Raw genomic sequence first — 24,002 nt, forward strand, 5'->3', positions numbered from 1 at the left:
TTGTTTCGTATTTTTATTGTATAGTGCTATATTTTTTATGTGTAGACCCATCCCATTATTTGCCGGAAAAAGGCTGAAGATGCTGAGGGAGCACCACTTCAAAAATCGTTCCGCCTGACGGATTGTCTTTAACCGTAATGCTTCCATCATGAGCACGCACGATTTCATGTACCAGTGCAAGGCCAAGCCCTACACCACCCAGTTCACGGCTTCTGGATTTGTCTACGCGGAAAAATGGTTCGAACACCCGCTCCTTAAGTTCCCTGGGAATACCACTTCCTGTATCCTCTACCGAAAGATAAACGTTTTTGTCTTTTTGATAAGAGGTGACTGTAACCTGACCTCCTGAATGGTTATATTTTATTGCATTCTCAACCAGATTATATACCACCCTGTAAATCAGAATATCACTTCCCTGCATATTTGCATTCCTGCAATTTCCAATAAGCCGAATATTCTTTTCTATTGCAAGCGGTTCCAGATCTGCGATCACTTCTTCAACAAGTGCATCCACCATGATAATATCATCACGTTCCACACTCTGAAGCTCACTCATATCCAAAAGGGTCTTGATCATTTTACTTAGTTTTTCATTCTGTTCCATGACCATAGTGATTGTCTGTTCTGTACATTCATCATTATGTTTATGCTGAGTGGAATGATATAAATCCAGCTGTACCTGCATCAATGATAAAGGTGTGCGAAGCTCATGAGCTGCATTGGCAGTAAATTGTCTCTGCACATCAAATGCTTCTGAAAGGCGTTCCAGCATCTTGTTATACGACACACTGATCTGGTTTAACTCCTTAACCTCATTTTCTTCCAGCCTGGAGTCTGACAGATTTTGTGCCTGCACTTCTTCCATTTTATCTGCAATTTTTCTTAGTGGTTTTAATGCATGTCCAACTATAAAATATGTAACAACACCGCCAAGAAGTGCCAGCAGCGTTGAAAACATCAGACTGCTTTTCTTGTAATCAGCTTTGTTATTGTATACCTGAATAGAAAAATCATCAGCAAAATCATTCCATTTATCATCAGGAATATTAATATATATTTCATCTGGTTCCTTACCATTACCCTGCTCGCTTTTAGCATCAACTGTATCCTGCAGCAAATCAATATAATATACACCATTCTTATAAACAAACAGGGTGAGACATCCGCATATAATTGCAATAAACAGCGTAGTGAGGATCGTAATCCTCCACTGAAGTGACATTTTTCTCATCGCTCTGATTCCTCTCGTATCTTATAGCCTTCACCTACCTTGTTCAGGATCGGATCATAACCAAGCACTGCCTTAAGCTTTTTTCTAAGAGAAGACATGTGCACCCGGATAGACCCGCTAAAGCTGTCCACAGACGCATCCCATACATGTTCCATAAGTTCTTCCTGACTGATCGGCCGGCCCTGATTAAGAAGCAGATATTCCAAAATCCCATTTTCTTTTCTGGTTAAATGTACTTTTTCTTCTTTTACATAAGCCTCACGCTTCCTGGTATCAAACCGTATATCTCCTGCTTTCAGGCAAATATCTCTTTGTACAAATCTGCGCCGTGTAAGACTTCTGATACGTGCTTCAAGCTCCTGCAGATGAAAAGGCTTTTCCATATAATCATTGGCCCCTGCATCCAGCCCTTCCACCTTATCTGCGATCTGGCTCCTTGCAGACAATATAAGAACCTTTGTATCCTCATTTTTCTTTCTGAGTTCTTTTAAAATATCCATGCCATCCATACCGGGAAGATTCAGATCCAAAACGATCAGATCATAATTCTCTGCCAGAATATAATCAAGCGCCTCTTCCCCATCGTAACAGGTATCCACCTCATATCCTGCATCATATAAACTTTTTGCAACAGTGTCGCATAATTTTTTCTCGTCTTCAACAATTAATAATCTCAAATTTTCCACCTGCTTCTTAACAGAAATTTTACAACAGTTATTGTATAATACAAACATCAGCTGGTCAATATATGCAGGAAATGAAAATAGCAACGATTATGCAAGAAAAGAAAAGTATGGCATATATGCCATAAATTAAAAAAGTATCATGTCTGCCAAAACGAAAGGAGTAATAAGATTTTGAAGTGTAAAAAAATGTCTCAACTTGTTTTACTTATTACAGGCATAGCTATGATTAGCTATGGTGCGATCAGAGGCGAAGCCGCCACCGTACTGGGAAAAGCAATAAAATTATGTTTGGAGTGTGTTGGAATTGGATAAAAAAACGAATTTACGATCAAAGAAAATTGCACAGATCCGTGGGTGGATACAGGCAGCGGCCACACTTCTTACCAACATTCACATTCCCAATGTGTTCAAGGGTCAAATATATCAAGGCAAGGCGAAAACTGTATGCGTTCCAGGATTAAACTGCTATTCCTGTCCTGCTGCCACAGGTGCATGCCCAATTGGTGCATTTCAGGCAGTGGTTGGCTCATCCAAGTTTAAATTCTCATATTACATAACCGGTTTTTTTATTTTGCTTGGTGTGCTGCTGGGGCGATTTATCTGTGGATTTTTGTGTCCGTTTGGATGGTTTCAGGATTTACTTCATAAAATCCCCGGAAAGAAATTATCCACAGCCAGGCTGAAGCCTTTAAGATACCTGAAATATATCATTCTTATTGTTTTCGTCATACTTCTGCCAATGCTTGTAACGAACTCGATAGGAATGGGAGATCCATTCTTCTGCAAATATATTTGTCCGCAAGGTGTGCTGGAAGGTGCAATACCATTGTCATTGGGAAATGCAGCTATACGTTCTGCATTGGGAAATTTATTTACATTCAAGTGTCTTATTTTGATTACCGTAGTTATTTTAAGCATCCTGTTTTACAGGCCTTTCTGCAAATGGATATGTCCTCTTGGTGCAGTTTATTCACTGTTTAATAAGGTATCCCTTCTTGGCATTCAGGTGGAAAGCAGCAAATGCGTGGGATGTAACAAATGTGCAAAAGCATGTAAAATGGACGTGGATGTACGCAAAACACCAAACCATATGGAATGTATCCGGTGCGGAGCCTGCATAAAGGCCTGTCCCACAGATGCGATCCATTACCAGTTTATGGGGAAAACATGTCCCAAAAAGGACAGCTGCAATAGCCAGCAATAAGAAACAGTTACCTGATTAATACATTAATACAGTTATCCAATTAATCTTATTATAATTATTTAAAGGAGTTTATTATCATGAAAGCAAAAAAAGTACTTATCACACTCTTAGCACTTGGCACCGCATTATCATTTACCGCATGTAACGGAGGAACTACGGAAAAGGAAACTGCAAAAACCGAATCCGCTAAAACTGAATCTTCCAAAACTGAAACCACTAATACAGAAACCACGGAAGCAGATAAAACAGAAACTGTAAAAGCAGACACAGAAAATACTGAAACAGAAAATACAGGATCAGATACCGCCCAAATTACTTATGAAGAGACTGACACTGATCCATCTGACAATACTTCAGATTCAGAGCTTGACAATTTGTATCAGCAGGAAAACCAGCTTTTTGCAGACCACAAAGATGCATGGGACAAAGCTTTTGGTCTGATGAGTAAAAGCTCTGCCGATTCAAGTGGAAATTACGCAGATTTTCTTTCTGATACAGTTGAATCAAACAAGGATTCTTTTACAGATGAGCAGTATCAAACCCTTACAGATGATATTGAAACCATACGAAAAATTGAAGAACAGATTGCAGAACTTGAAAAGAAAAATGCAGAAACAGACACTTCAGAAACAAAAACTGCGTCAGATGATTCCTCTCCTTTTAATAACTTTTCCGGAAAAGATTTCGATGGAAATTCAGTTGATGAAAGTCTGTTTTCCAAGAATGCAGTAACAGTTGTTAATTTCTGGTTTACCGGGTGCAAACCTTGCGTAGCTGAATTATCCAAGCTTAACGAATTAAATGATGCCATCAAATCCATGGGGGGAGAAGTAGTAGGCATCAACACAGAGACTTTTGATGGGAATGAAGATGCGATCAAAGAAGCAGCTTCGATTCTTGAAAGTCAGGGTGCAAAATACCGCAATCTTTCCATAGACTCTGATTCTGATGCAGGAAAATACGCCTCAAATATTATGGCATTTCCCACAACAATTTTAGTAGATCGAAATGGGAATATTGTAGGAGATCCTATGCTGGGCGGAATTGACAACCAGGACAATTACGATGCTCTGATGAAACAGATTCAATCTGTAATTGATGCTGATAGCACAGAGAAATAAATTTCACAAAAACGTTTACAGTCTGAAAGCCACCCACGAACGGGTGGCTTTCAGACTGTAAACAAACTTGAATTGCAAAACGGAAATCATTGAAAACACTGAAAAATCGTAAATACAATAGACTGGAGCAATGAGGTAATCAAAGGCAATCAAAAAGAGTTCAGTGCAGACGCTCCAAACTCTTGATTTTACTGAATTTAATTTTAATCGGGGCAACAGGATTTGAACCTGCGACCTCACGGCCCCCAGCCGTGCGCGCTACCAAGCTACGCCATACCCCGCAACAGAAAATATTATATCAGCATTCACCTGAAAAAGCAACTATTTTTTTACTTTTATGTATTTTCTTATGAACCTCTCTGTATTTTCTCTCTGTATTTTCTTATTTGACAAAGCTCATAATATTCTTTACATTTATCAAAAACAAAGAAAATCCTGAGAGAACGGATGCAGAATGACTGAAGCAGGATTATTGCAATTGCAGTTTATTGCAAATGCAGATCCTGTACTTTGCCAGATCTATTCTGCTTACGTACTCTCAGGATGTATAAGTATGATGAAAAGTTAGCTGAATCTTATGCCTTCTTGCTGTTAATATAGTTTACAAGGCCTTCTGCTTTGATGATCTTCTGCATGAACTCCGGGAAAGCCTGCCCTTTAAACTCTGTACCTTTTGTGCGGTTGTAGATCATACCGGAATCAAAATCAACCTCTACCTGATCTCCATCCTCAATCCCCTTGCTCGCTTCCGGACATTCAATGATCGGAAGTCCGATATTGATGGCATTTCTGTAAAAAATACGTGCAAAGGTCTCAGCGATCACACAGCTTACTCCTGCTGCCTTAATAGCGATAGGTGCATGCTCACGGGAAGAACCGCAGCCAAAGTTCTTATCTGCTACGATAATATCTCCCTTTTTCACCCTTTTCACAAATGTATTATCAATATCTTCCATGCAGTGGGTAGCCAGTTCTGCCGGATCTGAAGAATTCAGATAACGTGCAGGAATGATTACATCTGTATCTACATTATCTCCATATTTAAAAACAGTTCCTTTTGCCTGCATCTTTTATTCCTCCTTATAATCCCAGTTCTTCCGGTGCAGAAATCTTACCTGTAACAGCACTGGCTGCTGCTACAGCCGGGCTTGCCAGATATACCTCTGAATCCACATGACCCATACGGCCTACAAAGTTACGGTTGGTAGTGGAAATACATCTCTCTCCTGCTGCCAGGATACCCATGTAACCGCCAAGGCAAGGTCCGCAGGTAGGTGTACTTACAACTGCACCTGCTTCAATAAAGATCTTCAAAAGGCCTTCATCCATAGCCTGAAGATAAATGGCCTGAGTTGCCGGGATCACGATGCAGCGCACGCCCTTTTTTACTTTACGTCCTTTCAGGATCTGAGCTGCCACACGCAGATCATCAATACGGCCGTTTGTACAGGAACCGATCACAGACTGATCGATCACAACAGGCTCTGTGATCTGTGAAATAGTCTTCGTATTCTCCGGAAGATGCGGGAATGCAATGGTAGGCTCCAGTTCACCAAGATCGATGGTATACTCAGCTTCATAAACTGCATCCTCATCTGCCTCATAAATCTTATACGTTCTTACGGAATGCTCCTTCATGTACTGCTTGGTCAGCTCATCTACAGGGAAGATACCGTTCTTTCCTCCTGCCTCGATCGCCATATTTGCAATTGTAAAACGATCATCCATGGAAAGGTTCTTAATCCCCTCACCGGTAAACTCCATAGACTTGTAAAGTGCTCCGTCCACACCGATCATGCCGATGATATGTAAGATCACATCTTTTCCGCTGACCCATTTCTTTGGTTTGCCCACAATATTAAATTTAATAGCTGCCGGAACTTTAAACCATGCTTTTCCGGTAGCCATACCAGCTGCCATATCCGTACTTCCCACACCAGTAGAAAATGCACCCAGTGCACCGTAGGTACAAGTATGTGAATCCGCACCGATCACTACGTCACCTGCAACCGTAAGACCTTTCTCAGGAAGCAGCGCATGCTCAATTCCCATCTGTCCCACATCAAAATAATTGGTGATATCATGACGACAGGCAAACTCTCTGACACATTTGCAGTGTTCTGCAGATTTGATATCTTTGTTTGGGATAAAATGATCCATTACCAGTGCAATCTTATCTTTATTAAAAACTGTATCAACAGTCATTTTGTCCATCTCATGAATAGCCACTGGTGAAGTAATATCATTTCCCAGCACCAGATCCAGATCTGCTTCAATCAGCTGTCCTGCTTCCACATGATCCAGTCCTGCATGAGCTGCCAAAATTTTCTGTGTCATTGTCATTCCCATTCTCATATTCCTCCTGTAACATTTCTGTGCAGCTGTCCACTTTCTCCCGGCTGCTCGACTTGAATTTATATTGGTATTCTATCACAGCTTCTGCTATAATGAAAATACATATTTATCATACTTGCTATAAATATTATTTATGGAAGGAGCTTTTATGCAGGAAAATCTTTCACTATACCACATTTTTTATGCTACCGGCCGTACCGGAAATATTTCACAGGCAGCCAGGGAATTGTACATCAGCCAGCCAGCCATCAGCCATGCCATCAAAAAGCTGGAACAGAATCTGGATACCGTTCTTTTCAAACGTAATTCAAGAGGAGTGGAACTGACTGCAGACGGACAACTTCTTTACGAAAAAGTAAAAGAAGCTTTCTCTTTACTTGGAGAAGGAGAAGAATCCATCCTTCATAATCATTCCAGAGAGATCCCAAGGCTGCGGCTTGGAGCCAGCTCCACCTTGTGTAAATACGTACTTATGTCCTATCTTCAAAACTACATCTCTGTGAACCCTCAGGTACGTATTAATATTTCCTGTCAGTCCACTTATCAGACTCTGAAACTTCTGGATGACAACAAGATCGATCTTGGACTGATCGGCAGACCCCATAAGCTTACCGGTTATCATTTCCGTCCACTGCTTGGTATCCAGGACACCTTTGTGGCAACCAGACAATATCTGAAAAACCAGCAGCAACTTTTCCCTTCTGAACCTTTGATCCATACGGCAACGTTTATGATGCTGGATGAAGATAATATCACCCGCCAGTCAGTAAATTCCCTTTTAAAAGAAAACCGTATAGAATTAAGCCATATTCTGGAGGTAACATCTATGGATCTTCTGATCCAATTTGCAAAGATCGGGCTTGGGATTGCCTGTGTAATCCGGGAATTTGTAGAAGATGACCTGGCAGGCGGTGCTCTTGTGGAAGTACCTATGGGCTTTGTCTTTCCAGTACGGCAGATAGGATTTGTATGCAGAAAAAAAGAAGAAGAACTGCCTCTCCTTAGACAGTTCTTCCGGTAATTGAAATATAAGACAGGTAAAACCTGTTTTGTAAATAACGATTAGTTATTGATCAGCTTGTCCTCGCCATTCCAGCTGTAGAGTTTACGGATCTCCTCGCCAACCTTCTCTGACGGATGCTCTGCAGCTTTCTTTCTCATAGCTTTGAAGTGAACCTGACGGCCTGCCGGGCTCATATCAAGCAGGAATTCTTTTGCAAAAGTACCATCCTGGATATCGGAAAGGATCTTCTTCATAGCTTTCTTTGTATCTTCTGTGATCAGTTTTGGTCCTGTAATATAATCGCCATACTCTGCAGTATTGGAGATAGAATATCTCATACCTGCAAATCCGGACTGATAGATCAGATCAACGATCAGTTTCATCTCATGGATACACTCAAAGTAAGCATTTCTCGGATCATATCCAGCCTCACAAAGAGTCTCAAATCCAGCCTGCATCAGGGCACATACACCGCCGCAAAGTACAGCCTGCTCACCAAACAGGTCTGTCTCTGTCTCTGTTCTGAAAGTAGTTTCAAGAACTCCGGCTCTTGCTCCACCGATACCAAGTGCATATGCAAGTGCCATATCAAGAGCTTTGCCTGTGTAATCCTGCTCTACAGCTACCAGACACGGAACACCTTTACCAGCCTGATACTCACTTCTTACTGTATGGCCAGGTCCCTTAGGAGCGATCATAGTAACATCTACAAATTTCGGAGGCACGATACATCCAAAATGAATATTGAAGCCATGAGCAAACATCAGCATATTGCCTTCTTCCAGGTTCGGCTCAATGTCTCTCTTATACATATCTGCCTGCTTCTCATCATTGATCAGAATCATAATGATATCAGCCTGCTTTGCAGCCTCTGCTGCTGTGTATACTTTAAAGCCCTGCTCCTCTGCTTTCTTCCAGGAACGGCTTCCTTCATAAAGTCCGATGATCACGTCACATCCTGAATCCTTTAAGTTCAGTGCATGTGCATGACCCTGGCTGCCGTAACCAATGATTGCAATTTTTTTACCCTCAAGCAAAGAAAGGTTACAGTCTTCCTGATAAAAAATTCTTGCTGCCATTATTATTTCCTCCTACTGTTTGTCTATATATTGTTAAGAGTATGCCCAATACCCTGGGATACAGACATCTCCTAGCGAACTGCTTCTGTGGGCTTTCTCTGTTTAGAAGTAGCAAACTCCTCCGCTGCCTCTGGAAAGTCCTGTCACACCGGCTCTTGCCAGCTCCAGTATCTCATAGTCTCCCATAAGATCGATAAAGGCCTCCAGCTTACTCTTGCTTCCTGTCATTTCAACGACCAGAGAATCTCTGCTAACATCAACAATGCTTGCCCTGAAAATATTGGCCACTGAAATGATCCCATCACGCTGCTCCGGCTTCGCTGCAACTTTTACCAGCACTGTCTCACGAACAACGCTCTGCTGTGGATCCAGAACTTTAATATCCCTTACATCCACAAGCTTGGAAAGCTGATTCGTAATCTGACCCAGAATGGCATCATCACCACTGCATACTACTGTAATGCGTGTAAAATTCTCATCTGCTGTCACTCCTGCAGTAATGCTGTCTATATTATAGCCGCGGCGGCTGAACAGACCGGCGATCCGGCTCAGCACACCGGAAGTGTTGTCTACCAGCAAAGATAAAATTCTTTTCTGCAAAATCGACTCCCTCCCGCCACCTATAGGCTTTTTACTTTTTTATCATTATAGCAACAAAATTCTGTTTGTCAATGCGAAATACCACTTTATTGCATTAATTCATTAAAAATTTTTAATTCCTGGCTCAAAAGTCAAATCAGGTACTTATCTCTAAGCTCTTCCACCGCTCTTGGAGTAAGATACAAGCCTCTTCTAAGGAAACGTTCCACAGTACCGTATTCCTGGCGGATGATCTGAAATACACGATCAATATAGGATTCCTTTACTCTGAAAAAAATGCTCATATTCTCGGCAACCCTGGGGCTGTCCATGCCCATTGCTTCCAAATATAAAAGCATATACTGAAGCTCTGCTTCCAGATAGGCATTGGAACGCATGAAATCTTCTCTTATAGTGTCCTCCGGAATATCAAGGGCACAAAGCAAAAGAGCCGTGGCCACTCCTGCCCTGCCCGTGCCGTCCCAGCTGTGCCAGAGCACTGCTCCTTCTTTATGACGGATCAATACATCTAAAAATCTGGCATACTGATTCACAGAGTAACGGTCACGGATCAGATTCTCATACATCTGATCCATGTACTTTTCACCGTCTCCTTGGTAGGTCAAAAGCCGATTACAAACCCTGCCTTCTCCAAACAGCCCCAGATTCTCTTCATCCAAAATGGGAATGTGGTAATATTCCACACCTCGCAGGATCACATCCGGTTTTTCCTTTCGCTCAGTATTGGAGCGGAAATCCACCACGGTTTTTACCCGATACTCTTCTGTAAGCAGCTGCTTATCAGCCTGTGAAGCATGATACAGTTCTCCGCTGCGCAGAAGCTTTCTTGGCAGGATATGCCGGCCATCCCTGGCAGTCAATGCCCCCAGATCCCTGGTATTGGGAAGGGACTGCAACGGAAGCCTGCCACCTCTTGGAAAGCCAACTGCCATCTCCGGGTTCAGAGCTTTCAGAAGGCGGAGACATTCCTGTACCTCTTTCTCTGTCATGTCAAACATATAACGTTTTTTACGCTTGGTAACAACAACCAGATAGTTGGAAATGATCTGTTTCACACTTCCTCCGGGGGAATCGTCTCCCTCCCGACGCATATAAGCCCACACAATGTCCTTACAGGGAAGGCTGTTCAGCATCATGTGGCGGCTGTATGCCAGATAACCATCTTCTATACGTATCTTACCGTATCTCATATATACAATCTTCCTCCATTTTGCTATACTCCGAAAGAATAACACATTCCGGAAAATTTGACAATTCCCACTGTAAGGCTATAATAAAACCACCACACATCTTACTACAGAAAGGAACAAATACTAAAATGGAAAATCTGATCTTTTGTCTTAATGCAACGATTCCTATCTTTCTTACTTTAATGTTGGGACTTTTTTTCAGAAAAGCCGGACTTTTTGATGAGTCTTTTGTAAGCAAAATGAACAAATTTGTTTTTAAAGCGGCCCTTCCTGCTCTTCTTTTCCAGGACATTGCAGATATGGACATCTACAGCGTATGGGACGGCAAGATGGTGCTTTTCTGTTTTTTTGCCACACTGATCAGCATCCTGATCTCAATAGGCTTTTCCTTTCTATTAAAACCCAGGGATATTCAGGGGGAATTTGTCCAGGCATCCTATCGGAGCAGTGCTGCTGTGCTTGGTATTGCCATTATCCAGAATATGTATGGAGATGCAGGAATGGCTCCCCTTATGATCGTTGCCAGCGTACCTCTTTATAACATTATGGCAGTCACTGTACTGTGTCTGTTCCGTCCTGGCAATTCAGGAATTTCCATGCCAGTGATCAAACGCACTCTGAAAGGGATTGCCACCAATCCCATAATCCTTGGGATCGTTGCCGGCTCCATCTGGTCCCTGCTCCGCCTTCCCATGCCTAAAATTCTCTCTACTACCGTTGGAAATCTGGCCAAAACTGCCACACCTCTGGGACTGATGGCAATGGGCGGCGCACTTGAATTCAGAAAAGCATTTTCCAGGATCCGTGCAGTACTTGCCTGCACATTTTTGAAGCTGGTTGGATATACAGCACTTTTCCTGCCGGCAGCCATGCATTTCGGTTTTACTAAAGACAAACTGGCGGCCATTCTGATCATGCTTGGATCTGCAACTACTATTAGCTGTTATATTATGGCGAAAAATACGGATTATGAAGGTTCCTTTACCTCAGGTGTAGTTATGCTTACCACCTTGCTAAGTTCCTTTACCCTTACCGGCTGGCTGTTCCTGTGCCGTTCCCTGGGTATGCTTTAAGTCTTTCCCGAATGCCTGTTATGCATATTTTCTTATAATCTCATAAAGGGTCTGCACACTAGGAAGAAGGATCCTTTCATCGATCTGAAACTTCGGATGATGAAATGGATGCTCCTCTCCGGGAACTGCTGCAAGAAAAACGCAGAATAGTCCCTTTGTCTGTTGATAATACCGATATGCATTATCTCCTGTAAGAAAAAGTTCATCTTCTCCCTCCAGCAGAAAATGGGATCCGAATATTGTTCTTCCTGTGTCTGCTGCTATGGCAGTAAAAGTAGGGTCATTGGCAAAGGGCAGCACCGGATCTTTTGGGAAGCTTAAACATACCTGTGCCCCGGTTACTTCTTCCACCTTATGGAAGGCCTGCTCCAGGGCCTTTTTTAATTGTTCAAAATCCTCTCTATAGCAGGCTCTGATATTTCCCACCAGCTTCACCTGATCTGAAATAATATTAGGATATTCCCCGCCATGTATGGTGCCGATCCCGGCAACATGAGGTCCTTTTCCCACATAATCGCGGCTGATCTCATGAACCTTCTGGACGACAAGACCAGCTGCATAAATACTGTCAATCCCTTTTTCCGCCTGACACCAGTGACTGGACTTTCCTTTTATCAGAATTTCCATTTTGCCGATCATAGCGGAGGCCTGCCCTTTGTGGACTGCCATACCAAGGGGCTGGTCACAGGCATAATGGAACATTAAAAATCCGTCAGCTTTCCTGCCCTTATCCTTGTCAAGAGCTCCCCCATCCAGCATCCGTACCGTACCCTCTCCAATCTCTTCTGCCGGCTCAAACAAAAAGCGGACAGCCACAGGAAAATCCTTTTCCCTGGAAAGGATCTTTGCCAGAATCAAAGCCACTGCCAGTATCCCATCATGACCACAGGCGTGCATGCAGCCTTCATTCCTGGATGCATAGTCCAGACCTGTACACTCCTGCACAGGAAGTGCATCCATTTCTGCCCGCAGAACCACCATTTTTTCTCTGTTTTTCATACAGGGATGCTCTGCGATCAAACCTGTAGGCGGCACATGCCTGACCTGATACCCCAGTTCTTCCAGATATTTCTGTATAAATGCAGAAGTTTGGAACTCCTGCAAAGCAAGCTCCGGATACTGATGGAAGTGCCGCCGAAGACGGATCACTTCCTCCTCATATTGTGAAAACTCTGTTTTTTTCAACTGAAAAACTCCTCCGCTGCCTGGATCAGATAAGTAGTATCTTTCACCCCTGCTGTCTCAAAGCAGGAATGCATGGCAAGCTGCGGCAGCCCGATATCTACCGTATTGAGTGCTGCTTGATTATTGGAAATATTGCCTAATGTGGAACCTCCTGCAATATCAGAACGATTCACAAAGATCTGATAAGGCACCTGTGCCTGCTGGCAAAGATTCTTAAACACAGCGCCTGTAAGACCATCTGTGCAGTATTTCTGGTTTGCATTATATTTCACCACAATACCTCCATTGATCACTGGACGATTCACAGGATCTGCTTTTTCAGCATAATTTGGATGAAGCGCATGGGCATTATCAGCAGAGATCATAAAGCTTCCAGCCATTGCAGCCAAATATTCTTCATAGCTTTTTCCAAGGCCCAGATAAATGCGAAGGAGACAATCCTTCAAAAAGGTAGAAGCTGCCCCCTGCTTGGTACTGCTGCCAACTTCCTCATTGTCCAGCACACAGTGGACACAGATGGAATTTTCTTTTTTGCCCTTCAGAAAGCCCTCCAGGGAGGCAAAAGCACACTGCAGATCATCCAGCCTTGGAGCGGAAACAAATTCCTCTTCAGATCCCCAGATACTGCCCTCAGTTCTTGGGTATAGAAACAGATCATGACCAAGAATGTCTTTTTCTTTTACACCTGCTGCCTGCGCGATCCGCTTCATAAAGCTGCCCTTTGCATCTCCAAGTCCGTATAAGGGCAAAAGATCCTTCTGTGCATTATATTTGTATCCATTATTGGCTTCTCTGTTCATATGTATGGCAAGACTGGGAATCAAAGCCATATCCTCATTCATATCCACCAGGATCTGCCGGATCTCCCCCTTTTCCCTGGCGATCACACGTCCTGCCACAGAAAGAGGCCTGTCAAACCAGGGTGCCATCAGCATTCCTCCATAGGGTTCCACATTCAGGTGCACATACATTCCTTCTACATTTATCTCCGGATTCTCTTTGATTTTTAATGCAGGAGAATCACTGTGGCTTGCCAGTATGTGAAAATGGTCTGCCCCTTCTTCCGGTATGGAAAAAGCAGCCAGTGCGGAATGATTCCTTGTTGTAAAATATCTGCCTCCCGGATGGATGTCCCAGCATTCCTTTTCAGACAATTCTGTAAAGCCCTTTTTCAAAAGGCGTTTCTTCATCTGTTCCACTGCCTGAAATGCAGAAGGGCTTTTCTTTATAAATTCAAGTAACTTTTCAGCATTTTTTCTGTACATATCCAAAATCTCCTCATCCGTATGATATCCTGATTATACGCTACATTCCATTTGGCTGCAACCGGAAGGATACAGCACTTAATGTGCCTATTACATAAAAAAGCTGCTGTACCTCCTGAGTACAACAGCCTGTCCGTCAGTCTTTTATGATCAGTGCCATAAAAACAAGATCTGTATTACCTGTATTTGATAATCCGTGACCTTTGCCTGATGAAGTATAGGTAATATCCCCGGCACTCACCGGACGATATGCACCATTATCATTATACTCTCCCTGACCTGCAAGAATATAATAGGTCTCACTTTCCCCATGATGCTCATGATAACCAAGCGAGCATCCCGGCTCCAGTGTTACTTCTGCATACAGACCGCATTTCCCTGCAAGATATGGTTCTTCCAGGATCTCCTTAATGATCACATGGCCATTTCCTTCGCACATATGCTCAATACGGCTTACCTTCATAATGAAACCTCCTTTTCAATTCTGCTGATCGCCTCCAGCGTATTCTCATAGGTACCAAACGCAGTAAGCCGAAAATATCCTTCGCCCTGAGCACCAAAGCCGGAACCAGGAGTTCCTACTACATTTGCTTTTTCCAGCAGATAATCAAAAAACTCCCAGGATGTCATTTTCCCTGGTGTTTTCAGCCAGATATACGGAGCGTTCACACCACCTGAAACGGAAAAGCCAGCATTTGCAAGAGATTCCCGGATCGTTTTAGCATTCCTCATATAATAGCCTACCTGCTCCTTTAACTGTGCCTTGCCTTCCGTAGAATATACAGCTTCCCCTGCACGCTGTACGATGTAAGGAGCACCATTAAACTTAGTGCCATGACGTCTTGCCCACAGTTCATGAAGTGCCACACCATCACGGACCAGTTCCTTTGGAATTACGGTAAAGCCAAGCCGCACACCTGTAAAACCTGCATTCTTGGAAAAGCTGCGAAGCTCGATAGCACAGGTTCTTGCACCTTCACACTCATAAATAGTATGTGGTACATTCTCTTCAGAAATATATGCTTCATAGGCTGCATCATAAATGATCACGCAGCCGTTTTTGTTGGCATAATCCACCCATTGCTGAAGTCCCTCTTTTGTAATGGCACCACCTGTGGGGTTATTAGGGAAACAAAGATAGATTAGATCCGGCACTTCTTCCGGCAACTCCGGCAGGAAGCCATTCTCTTCCCTGCAGGGCATGTAGATCACCCCGTCAAAATTCTCACGCTGTGTATTGTAAAAACCTGTACGTCCTGCCATAACATTAGTATCCACGTACACCGGATAAACCGGGTCGCAGACTGCCACCTTATTATCCAGTCCGAAAATCTCCTGGATATTTCCTGAGTCACTTTTGGCTCCATCGGAAACAAAAATCTCATCAGCACAGATCTGACACCCTCTATCCTGATAATCGTTTTTTGCAATGGCATTCCTCAGAAAATCATAGCCAAGATCCGGTGCATAGCCGCGAAAAGTCTCTGCATGAGCCATCTCCTCCACAGCCTTATGAAGGGAATCGATAATCGCCGGTGCCAAAGGCTGGGTCACATCTCCAATCCCAAGACTTATGATTCTTGCATCTGTATGCTCTGCCTGATATGCTTTTACTTTCTTACCGATGGTTGAAAAAAGATAACTGCCCGGTAATTTAAGATAATTGTGATTTACTGTTACCATAAATATCTCCTGCCTGCCAGAAGCCTGCTGCTATATGGCATCCTGGCTTGTTTTAATTTTATTTTCGTTTGCTGATCTCATCAGCAAGAGCCTCCCGAACACCTGCCGGATTTGCTTTTCCCTTTAATTCTTTCATGATCAGTCCTACAAAGTAGCCCATAACCTTATCCTTACCTTCAAGAAGCTGGGCAAGAGGTTCCGGATTCTCATCCAGGATCCTGGTCACAGTACTTTTAAGCAGGCCTGTATCTTCAACAATTTTCAGACCTTTCTCTTCAATGTATACCACAGGATCAATATCCTGGTCAAACACTTTTTCAAATACCCTTTTTGCATTCTGGGCACTAACCTGTTTTTTCTCTACCATATCCAGCAGATCTGCAAGATGCTTTGCACCAAAATGTACCTTTTCCGGCTCCATTCCCTTTTCTTTTACAAGACGAAGCACCTCACCCATAAACCAGTTTGCTGTTTTTTTCGGATTCCCGGACAGCGTGGCTGTTTCTTCAAACAAATCCGCAAGATGCCTGGATTCTGTAAGGATTTCCGCATCATAAGCCGGAAGCCCGTATTCCTTTTGATAACGCTGCTGCTTTTCTTCACGGAATTCCGGAAGCTGTGCCTTCGTATCCTGGATCCACTGGTCTGAAATATGAATGGGTGGAAGATCCGGATCTGGAAAATACCGATAATCCTTTGCATCTTCCTTAGAACGCATAGCATGGGAAGATTCTTTGTTATCATCCCATCTTCTTGTTTCCTGCACTACAGGTCTTCCCATTTCAAGAAGCTCGATCTGGCGCTCCCGTTCCCCTTCAATCGCTCTTGCAATTGCTTTAAAAGAGTTCAGGTTCTTCATCTCTGTTCTTGTTCCAAATGTGTCTGAACCCACCTGGCGGATAGAAAGGTTTACATCTGCACGCATAGATCCTTCCTGCAGCTTACAATCAGAAACGCCCAGGTACTGCATAGTGCAGCGCAGCTTTTCCAGGTATGCGATCACTTCTTCTGCGCTCCTCATATCCGGCTCAGAAACAATCTCGATCAGAGGCACACCACTTCGGTTGTAATCTACAAGAGAACAGTCTTCCCATTCATCATGGATCAGTTTTCCTGCGTCCTCTTCCATGTGCATTTCATGAATACGGATTTTCTTTTTGCCTGCAGAAGTCTGGATCTCTACCCAGCCGTCATGACAGATTGGCAGATACAGCTGGGAAATCTGATAGTTCTGAGGGTTATCCGGATAGAAATAATTCTTTCTGTCAAATTTGCAATACTGGTTAATGCTGCAATTCGTTGCAAGCCCGGCTTTTAATGCAAATTCAACTACTTTTTTATTCAATACAGGAAGAGAGCCTGGCATACCGGTACATACCGGACAAGTGTGTGTATTTGGTGCTCCTCCAAATGCGGTAGAACAACCGCAGAATATTTTTGTTCTGGTAGCAAGCTCTACATGAACCTCCAAACCGATCACTGTTTCATACTGTTTCATGCTCTGGCACCTCCTTCTTCCGGAGTTCCAAAATCTCCTCTTGCCTGCTCATATGCATGTGCTGCGCGCAGGATCTTCTTCTCCATAAAGCAGTCACCGATCATCTGTACGCCGATAGGCAGCCCTGTATGGTCCTTGCCGCAAGGAACGGAAATCCCAGGCAATCCGCACAGATTGACTGCAACTGTATAAATATCTCCCAGATACATAGCCAGCGGATCCTTCAGGCTTTCTCCGATCTTTGGTGCTGTATAAGGTGCTGCCGGGGCAAGAAGTACATCATATTTTTCAAATGCCTGGTTAAATTCCTGCATGATCAAAGCTTTTGTACGCAAAGCCTTCAGATAATATGCATCGTAATATCCGGAGCTAAGTACAAAGGAGCCAAGCATAATACGTCTTTTTACTTCTTCTCCAAAGCCTTCTGTTCTGGAACGCTTGTACATATCATGAAGACCTTCATATTCTTTTGCCCTGTATCCATATTTCACCCCATCAAAGCGCTCCAGGTTGGAGCTGGCTTCTGCACTGGCAATGATATAATAAGCAGGGATCATATATTCCATTGTTTTTACTGAGAAAAACTCAACGATTGCCCCAAGCTCTGTAAGTGTTTTCAGCACTTCCATAAAAGCAGCCTTTACTTCCGGATCGATTCCCTCTGCCAGATATTCTTTGGGAACACCAAATTTCATACCTGTGATCTTTCCATTTAAAGCTTCCATAAAATTAAGATCTTCTCTTTTTTGGGATGTACTGTCCTTAGGATCGTGACCTGCGATCACCTGAAGAAGTGCTGCACAGTCTGCTACATCCTTTCCTACAGGTCCGATCTGATCCAGGGAAGATGCGTAAGCGATCAGTCCATATCTTGAAACTGTACCATAGGTCGGTTTCAGGCCTGTTACTCCGCAAAAAGAGCTGGGCTGACGGATCGAACCACCGGTATCTGAGCCCAATGCCATGTACGCTTCTCCTGCTGCTACCGCTGCACAGGAGCCGCCAGAAGAACCACCGGGTACATGCTCCAGATTCCATGGGTTTCTTGTGATTCCGTAAGCAGATGTTTCTGTGGTACTTCCCATAGCAAACTCATCCATATTTGTTTTTCCGATAATGATCATCCCTGCCTTTTCCAGCCGATCGATCACCTCTGCCTGGTACTGAGGCTCAAAGCCTTCAAGAATCTTTGAAGCACAGGTAGCAGGCTTGCCCTGTACACAGATATTATCTTTTACTGCAATAGGCACACCTGCAAGCGGGCCTGTATAAGTGCCGTCTGCAATTCCTTTTTCTACCTGTTTTGCTCTCGTATATGCTTCTTTTTTATATAAATCCAGATACGCATGTACTCTGTCTTCTTTTTTCTCGATCTGGTCAAACACAGTCTTTACACCATCAACCACACTGATCTGATGCTGTTTGATCTTTTCCGCCAGAGCCAGCGCTGTCATTTTTTCCAAATCCATGGTTTTCTCTCCTATCCTATGGTCTTGGGCACCTGATATTGTCCATCCTTTGCTTTTGGTGCATTCTTCAGCATTGCCACGCTTTCATCTCCATTTGTCACCACATCCTCACGGAATACATTAGCATTCCCGAAAATATGAGACAGTGGTACCACACCAGATGTATCCAGTTCATCCAGCTTTTCAACATAATCCAGCATTTTCTGCATATCAGCCTTAGCCTTTTCTCTTTCTTGTCCGGAAAGGGACAGCTTTGCCAGAATGCATACATTTTCCATTGTTTCATCATCTATGATCTTTGCCATTTTTCCATCTCCTCTTATGGCTCCAGCCTGTTCATATCTCTTGGGAACAGGCATGTTTCACGTACATTATCCTCTCCCAGCAGCTGCATGGTAAGACGTTCCAGACCGATTCCCAATCCACCATGTGGCGGCATTCCATGTTTGAAGGTATCCAGATACTCCTCCATTCCTTCGGTTTCCATACCTCGTGCGGCTAACTTGTCACACAGTGCCTGGTAATCATGGATACGCTGCCCTCCTGAGGTGATCTCCAGGCCATGGAACAGAAGATCAAAGCTTAAGGTATACCTGGTATCTTCCGGATCATCCATAGCATAGAAAGGACGTTTTTTAGAAGGATAATGGGTTACAAATACAAAATCCGCATCATATTCTTCTTTAAAGTAACGGCCGATCAAGGCTTCTTCTTCAGGCTCCAGGTCAAATGGATTACGGATCTGACGTTTGTACTTTTCGGACACCAGTTGTTTTGCTTCATCAAAACGTATCTGTGGAATCCTGGCCACATCCGGAAGCTGAACCTTCAGCATTTCCAGTTCCTTAGCATAATCCTTTTTCAGAAGCTCCATAGCATACTGAAGATATCCTGTCTCCATGGCCATGATCTCCTGAAAACAGTCAATATATCCCATTTCAAAATCAAGGCTTGTATATTCATTCAGGTGACGTTTGGTATTATGCTTTTCTGCACGGAACACAGGCCCCGTTTCAAACACACGGTCAAATACGCCAACCATCATCTGTTTGTAAAACTGCGGGCTTTGTGCAAGAACAGCAGGCTTATGGAAATAACTGAGTTTGAACATATTTGCACCGCCTTCAGCTCCTCTAGAACCGATCTTTGGTGTGTGTATCTCTGTAAATCCCTGTTCATAAAGATAATCTCGAAAAGCCCTTGTAAGACCTTCCTGGATCCTGAATTTTGCCCTTTCCTGAAGGTTACGAAGAGAAATGGAACGGAAGTTCAGCTTTGCTTCCAGAGAAGTATTCAGCTTCCATTTGTCAATTGCCAGAGGAAGAGGTTCTGCCGGTGATGACAATACTTCCAGATTTGAGATCAGAAGCTCTCTGCCCTGTGGTGCACGCTCCTCCTGGCTGACAGTTCCTGTCACTCTTACGGTCATGGCTTCTTTCAGATCACGGACAGAAACATTTGCTTTTCCCTCTTCCAGCACCGTCTGAAAAAGCCCTTCTTTTTTTCTTAAGATTACGAATGCAATTTCACCCATATTTCGGATACTGTGAATCGCACCTGCCACACAAGCCTGCTGATTCAGGATGTGGTCACTTAAAAGTTCTTCAAAGCTGCATTCTTTCTTTTCCCATTTACCATCCAAAAATTTCATTTCCTCATCCTCCATATTCACAGTGAATTGCTGCCTTTTCAGGCATTTTCTTAAACTTTATACTTCATCATATAAGAGCATTAGCACCATCTGTGCTGTTTCTACCATATTAGTACCGGAATCCATACTGCATTTCTGTATATAACGGTATGCATCCTCTTCATTCAGATGATTTCGCTCCATTAATAAAAATTTTGCATTAGATATATAATTCTGTTCTTTCCAGCTACGGGGCTTTGGCCGTTTCTTGTCTTTTTTCCATCGTCTTTCCAGCTGTGAAAGTACCATATCAACTGTATTTACCAGATCACTGGCTTTCATAGGCATTTCCACAGATAAGACGGAAGATGGCGCCTCTTTGATCACTCTGGCTGATGCAAGCAGCAACAGCTGAAAATAGGAAGGCAGATATTCCAATATATCCCGGTAATACATATCCGGCAAATGGTAGCCACAGATTAGGACTCCCCCATCTAGTTCAGACATGCTTGCCAAAGCACCTGCACCTGTGCTGCACACTGAAGCCACAGAAAAACCATACCGGATCAGGATCGCCCGTATTTTTTTCGCATCTTCGATCTTAGGCAGCGCAATTACAATGCTGCTATTCATACGTACCCGCCACTCTCTTTCGTCTTTGTTATACAAACCTTCACGCTGGTATTTCGTATTCCTGCTTCATATTCTTAAATACGATACAGATATTCTTCAATCTCCCATTGTGTCACCTGTCTTGTATAACGAAGCCATTCTTTCTTCTTTGCAGCGGTATATTCCTCACAAAATTCCTTGCCAAGAATCTCTTTCATCCACTGGCTGTTCTCAAATTCTTCTACAGCTTCACGAAGATTCTCCGGAAGATTTCCTATATTCATTGCTTTTTGATCAGATTCAGACATGGAACGATTGGAAGACTTTGTAGGATAGGTCTTCTTTTCAATTCCATCCAGTCCTGCAGCCAGACAGCAGGCAAATACAAGATATGGATTGGCTGCCGCATCCGGGCTTCTCAACTCTATCCCTGTATGTTCTCCTCTGGCACCTGGAATCCTGATCAGGGAATTCTGATTGTTTGTAGTCCAGGTAAGCTCTGTAGGTGCCTCATATCCTGGCACCAGACGCTTATAAGAATTCACCACTGGATTGGTGATCACAGCCATTTCCCTGCTGTGAGCCAAAAGGCCGCCAACAAAGTAATACGCATCCTCACTTAACTCCTGTGGATTCTCCGGATCTACAAAAATATTTCTGCCCTCTTTAAATAAAGAAAACCGAATATGCATGCCGGATCCGTTAGCATCCACTTTAGGTTTTGGCATAAAGGTAGCATGAAGCCCATGACGCTTTGCAATGGTCCGCACTGCCATTTTAAAGGTCATAATGTGGTCAGCCATTTTACGGATCTCATCACATCTGAAGTCGATCTCATGCTGTGCCGGTGCAGTCTCATGATGGGAGGATTCGATCTCCATGCCCATATCCTCCAGATTCAGCACCATATCTCTTCTTGCATTCTCTCCCAGATCCACAGGACTGATATCCAGATAACCTGCCTTCTCATGAGTCAGTGTGGTAGGTACTCCATTATCGTCTGTATGGAACAGGAAAAATTCACATTCCGGGTCAATATAGCAGGTATAGCCCTTCTGCTCTGCCATTGCAGCTGTTCTTTCTAATATATATCTGGAGCTGCGTTCATTTGGCTTTCCGTCCGGTGTATAAATATCGCACAACAGTCTGGCAACCTTTCCCTGCTGGGGGCGCCATGGGAGGATAGTAAAGGTGTCAAGATCCGGATAAAGATACATATCCGGTTCTTTTTCTCCTGCGATCCCTGCAATAAAAGATCCATCTACCACGCATTCATTATTTAATGCCCTTGGAAGCTCTCTTGCGGTTATGGCTATATTTTTCAATGTTCCAAACATATCCGTAAACTGCAATCGGATAAACTCTACATCTTCATCCTCCGCCATCTGTAAAACTTCTTCTCGTGTATAATTCCCCATCTCATTCTCTCCTTTATAATAAAAAAGAGCATACTTCATACAACATCTGTATGAAGAACGCCCTTGTTCATGTTGAACATTATAGCAACGGCATTATTTGTTGTCAACTCCTTTATCACTGTGAATCAAAAAAAATACAGCCACAAAAGCCTTAAAAAGCTTTGCAGCTGTATCATTATGCCTGCAACTGTGATGGTGCCGGACAGTTACAAGTTTACAGATATGAATATCCCATCAGAGATTCATCCACTGCTTTGGCAGCTTCTCTGCCTTCACGGATCGCCCAAACCACCAAAGACTGGCCTCTATGCATGTCTCCTGCTGTAAACACACGCTCCACACTTGTTTCATATCCATTCGGTTTTGTTTCCACATTGGTACGTCCGTTTACTGCTACCTTAAATGCATCTGTCACATATTTCTGGCTTCCAAGGAAACCGGCTGCGATCAGTACCAGTTCTGCCGGGATCACTTCTTCTGTTCCTTCTACAGGTACCATCATCATGCGGCCAGTTTTAGGATCTTTCTCACTTTTCAGCTTAACGATCTTTGCCTGGCATACATTTCCGTTTTTATCAGCAATAAATTCCTTTACTGTTGTCTGATAAACCCTTGGATCATGACCGAATACAGCAATGGCCTCTTCCTGACCGTAATCTGTTTTCAGCACTCTTGGCCACTGTGGCCATGGATTATTCGGCGTCCTGTGTACAGGCGGCATTGGCATCATTTCCAGCTGGGTAACGGATTTTGCTCCCAGACGGATGGAAGTACCTACACAGTCATTTCCGGTATCTCCGCCTCCGATCACAAGCACATGTTTTCCCTTCGCTTCCTCATAAGGTGCTTTCTGAAAATCAGAATCCAAAAGTGTTTTTGTAACCTTAGAAAGGAAATCTACTGCAAAATAAATACCTTTTGCTTCTCTTCCAGGAACCTTGATATCCCTTGGATTGGATGCACCACAGGCAAGAATCACACGGTCATACTGTTTCAGCAGCTCTGCAGGTGTAATGTCCACACCAACATTGACTCCTGTTATGAACTTAACTCCCTCTTCTTCCATTAAGTGGATCCTGCGGTCGATCACAGATTTATCCAGCTTCATATTCGGAATTCCATAGCGGAGCAGCCCGCCGATCCGGTCGTTTCTTTCATATACAGTTACCTGATGGCCTCTACGGTTCAACTGCTGTGCTGCGGCAAGTCCGGAAGGGCCACTGCCAACTACTGCAATGGACTTGCCTGTACGCACCTTTGGAATCTGAGGCTTTACCCAGCCATTTGCATAAGCCGTCTCAATAATGGCACGTTCATTTTCCTTGGTAGATACAGGCTCTCCGTTAATATTACAGGTACATGCAGCCTCGCACAGTGCAGGGCACACCCTTGATGTAAATTCCGGGAAGGAATGGGTCTTGCTCAGTCTTAAGAATGCCTGTTTCCAATTGCCTGTATATACCAGATCATTTGTTTCCGGTACAAGGTTATGCAGCGGACAGCCGGAAGCCATTCCTCCAAGCATCATGCCCGACTGGCAGAAGGGAACTCCGCATGCCATACAGCGTGCCCCCTGAAGTTTTTGTTTTTCTTTATTTAACGGAATACGAAATTCCTTAAAATCAGCAATTCTTACTTTCGGCGGCAGAACCTTTGCCGTCTCTCTGTCGTAATCTAAAAATCCAGTTGGTTTTCCCACG

23 protein-coding genes and 1 tRNA gene are annotated in these 24,002 nt (G+C 43.5%); 5 read left to right on the forward strand and 19 right to left on the reverse strand.

The features are described from left to right. Positions 1–55: 55 nt before the first annotated feature. Entirely contained in the window at positions 56–1,231 is a 1,176-nt protein-coding gene (locus G5B11_RS01540) for a sensor histidine kinase (protein ID WP_173726623.1), read from the reverse strand. Next, complete coding sequence (locus G5B11_RS01545) at positions 1,228–1,965, reverse strand: response regulator transcription factor (RefSeq protein ID WP_173726624.1); 738 nt, start codon at positions 1,963–1,965, stop codon at positions 1,228–1,230. Before G5B11_RS01545 ends, G5B11_RS01540 begins: the two co-directional genes overlap by 4 nt. 138 nt (positions 1,966–2,103) lie before the next feature. Here G5B11_RS01545 and G5B11_RS19000 point away from each other — a divergent pair, with 138 nt between their 5' ends. From G5B11_RS19000 to G5B11_RS01555, 3 genes are all read left to right on the forward strand, one after another. Next, the gene (locus tag G5B11_RS19000) at positions 2,104–2,229 is read left to right on the forward strand and encodes a CD1871A family CXXC motif-containing protein (protein WP_244092886.1); all 126 of its coding nucleotides are present in this window, start codon (positions 2,104–2,106) and stop codon (positions 2,227–2,229) included. Beyond that, positions 2,222–3,121: a 4Fe-4S binding protein gene (locus G5B11_RS01550; protein WP_173726625.1), complete on the forward strand. Its 900-nt coding sequence runs from the start codon at positions 2,222–2,224 to the stop codon at positions 3,119–3,121. Before G5B11_RS19000 ends, G5B11_RS01550 begins: the two co-directional genes overlap by 8 nt. Positions 3,122–3,198: 77 nt before the next feature. After that, on the forward strand, positions 3,199–4,242 hold the full coding sequence (locus G5B11_RS01555; protein ID WP_244092883.1) for a redoxin domain-containing protein: 1,044 nt from the start codon (positions 3,199–3,201) through the stop codon (positions 4,240–4,242). A 207-nt stretch (positions 4,243–4,449) separates the two neighbouring features. On the opposite strand, the gene G5B11_RS01560 is transcribed toward G5B11_RS01555, so the two are convergent. From G5B11_RS01560 to leuC, 3 genes are all read right to left on the reverse strand, one after another. Beyond that, positions 4,450–4,523, reverse strand: a tRNA-Pro gene (locus G5B11_RS01560). A gap of 294 nt (positions 4,524–4,817) precedes the next feature. Continuing rightward, positions 4,818–5,309 (reverse strand): 3-isopropylmalate dehydratase small subunit, encoded by a 492-nt coding sequence (gene leuD, locus G5B11_RS01565; protein WP_158420306.1) that lies wholly within the window; start codon positions 5,307–5,309, stop codon positions 4,818–4,820. Positions 5,310–5,322: 13 nt separating this feature from the next. Then, complete coding sequence (leuC, locus tag G5B11_RS01570) at positions 5,323–6,591, reverse strand: 3-isopropylmalate dehydratase large subunit (RefSeq protein ID WP_158420305.1); 1,269 nt, start codon at positions 6,589–6,591, stop codon at positions 5,323–5,325. Positions 6,592–6,745: 154 nt separating this feature from the next. On the opposite strand from leuC, the gene G5B11_RS01575 reads away from it, so the two are divergent. Next, positions 6,746–7,618 (forward strand): LysR family transcriptional regulator, encoded by an 873-nt coding sequence (locus G5B11_RS01575; RefSeq protein WP_173726626.1) that lies wholly within the window; start codon positions 6,746–6,748, stop codon positions 7,616–7,618. 41 nt (positions 7,619–7,659) lie between these two features. Here the strand turns inward: G5B11_RS01575 and ilvC are convergent, their stop codons facing one another. The 3 genes from ilvC to G5B11_RS01590 all read right to left on the reverse strand — a co-directional run bounded on the left by ilvC (position 7,660) and on the right by G5B11_RS01590 (position 10,469). Further along, positions 7,660–8,679: a ketol-acid reductoisomerase gene (ilvC, locus tag G5B11_RS01580; RefSeq protein ID WP_158420303.1), complete on the reverse strand. Its 1,020-nt coding sequence runs from the start codon at positions 8,677–8,679 to the stop codon at positions 7,660–7,662. Positions 8,680–8,781: 102 nt separating this feature from the next. Continuing rightward, positions 8,782–9,279 carry an acetolactate synthase small subunit gene (gene ilvN, locus G5B11_RS01585; protein WP_158420302.1) on the reverse strand — a complete coding sequence of 166 codons (498 nt, stop codon included), beginning with the start codon at positions 9,277–9,279 and terminating at the stop codon, positions 8,782–8,784. A 131-nt stretch (positions 9,280–9,410) separates the two neighbouring features. Beyond that, on the reverse strand, positions 9,411–10,469 hold the full coding sequence (locus tag G5B11_RS01590) for a tyrosine-protein phosphatase (RefSeq protein WP_173726627.1): 1,059 nt from the start codon (positions 10,467–10,469) through the stop codon (positions 9,411–9,413). Between the two features lie 128 nt (positions 10,470–10,597). Between G5B11_RS01590 and G5B11_RS01595 the strand changes: the two genes are divergently transcribed. Continuing rightward, on the forward strand, positions 10,598–11,542 hold the full coding sequence (locus G5B11_RS01595) for an AEC family transporter (RefSeq protein ID WP_158420300.1): 945 nt from the start codon (positions 10,598–10,600) through the stop codon (positions 11,540–11,542). An 18-nt stretch (positions 11,543–11,560) separates the two neighbouring features. On the opposite strand, the gene G5B11_RS01600 is transcribed toward G5B11_RS01595, so the two are convergent. From G5B11_RS01600 to G5B11_RS01650, 11 genes are all read right to left on the reverse strand, one after another. Beyond that, entirely contained in the window at positions 11,561–12,727 is a 1,167-nt protein-coding gene (locus tag G5B11_RS01600; protein ID WP_173726628.1) for a M20 metallopeptidase family protein, read from the reverse strand. Continuing rightward, on the reverse strand, positions 12,724–13,992 hold the full coding sequence (locus tag G5B11_RS01605) for a M18 family aminopeptidase (protein ID WP_173726629.1): 1,269 nt from the start codon (positions 13,990–13,992) through the stop codon (positions 12,724–12,726). Before G5B11_RS01605 ends, G5B11_RS01600 begins: the two co-directional genes overlap by 4 nt. A gap of 136 nt (positions 13,993–14,128) precedes the next feature. After that, complete coding sequence (locus G5B11_RS01610; protein ID WP_158420297.1) at positions 14,129–14,455, reverse strand: cupin domain-containing protein; 327 nt, start codon at positions 14,453–14,455, stop codon at positions 14,129–14,131. Next, entirely contained in the window at positions 14,452–15,675 is a 1,224-nt protein-coding gene (locus G5B11_RS01615; protein ID WP_173726630.1) for an LL-diaminopimelate aminotransferase, read from the reverse strand. Before G5B11_RS01615 ends, G5B11_RS01610 begins: the two co-directional genes overlap by 4 nt. A 58-nt stretch (positions 15,676–15,733) precedes the next feature. After that, a complete protein-coding gene (gene gatB / locus G5B11_RS01620) occupies positions 15,734–17,173 on the reverse strand; it encodes an Asp-tRNA(Asn)/Glu-tRNA(Gln) amidotransferase subunit GatB (protein WP_173726631.1) in 1,440 nt (479 codons plus the stop codon). After that, positions 17,170–18,642, reverse strand: coding sequence for an Asp-tRNA(Asn)/Glu-tRNA(Gln) amidotransferase subunit GatA (gatA, locus tag G5B11_RS01625; protein ID WP_173726632.1), 1,473 nt, complete (start codon positions 18,640–18,642; stop codon positions 17,170–17,172). Before gatA ends, gatB begins: the two co-directional genes overlap by 4 nt. Positions 18,643–18,653: 11 nt before the next feature. Beyond that, positions 18,654–18,947, reverse strand: a complete 294-nt coding sequence (gene gatC, locus G5B11_RS01630; protein WP_158420293.1) for an Asp-tRNA(Asn)/Glu-tRNA(Gln) amidotransferase subunit GatC — start codon at positions 18,945–18,947, stop codon at positions 18,654–18,656. 14 nt (positions 18,948–18,961) lie between these two features. Beyond that, positions 18,962–20,293, reverse strand: a complete 1,332-nt coding sequence (aspS, locus tag G5B11_RS01635) for an aspartate--tRNA(Asn) ligase (protein WP_173726633.1) — start codon at positions 20,291–20,293, stop codon at positions 18,962–18,964. 57 nt (positions 20,294–20,350) lie between these two features. Further along, positions 20,351–20,905, reverse strand: a complete 555-nt coding sequence (locus tag G5B11_RS01640; protein ID WP_173726634.1) for an ANTAR domain-containing response regulator — start codon at positions 20,903–20,905, stop codon at positions 20,351–20,353. 74 nt (positions 20,906–20,979) lie between these two features. Beyond that, positions 20,980–22,302, reverse strand: a complete 1,323-nt coding sequence (locus G5B11_RS01645) for a glutamine synthetase family protein (protein ID WP_173726635.1) — start codon at positions 22,300–22,302, stop codon at positions 20,980–20,982. 214 nt (positions 22,303–22,516) lie between these two features. Continuing rightward, positions 22,517–24,001 carry a glutamate synthase subunit beta gene (locus G5B11_RS01650; protein ID WP_173726636.1) on the reverse strand — a complete coding sequence of 495 codons (1,485 nt, stop codon included), beginning with the start codon at positions 23,999–24,001 and terminating at the stop codon, positions 22,517–22,519. Position 24,002: the final 1 nt, after the last annotated feature.

Source organism: Blautia glucerasea (assembly GCF_013304385.1).
Taxonomy (GTDB): domain Bacteria; phylum Bacillota; class Clostridia; order Lachnospirales; family Lachnospiraceae; genus Blautia_A; species Blautia_A ammoniilytica.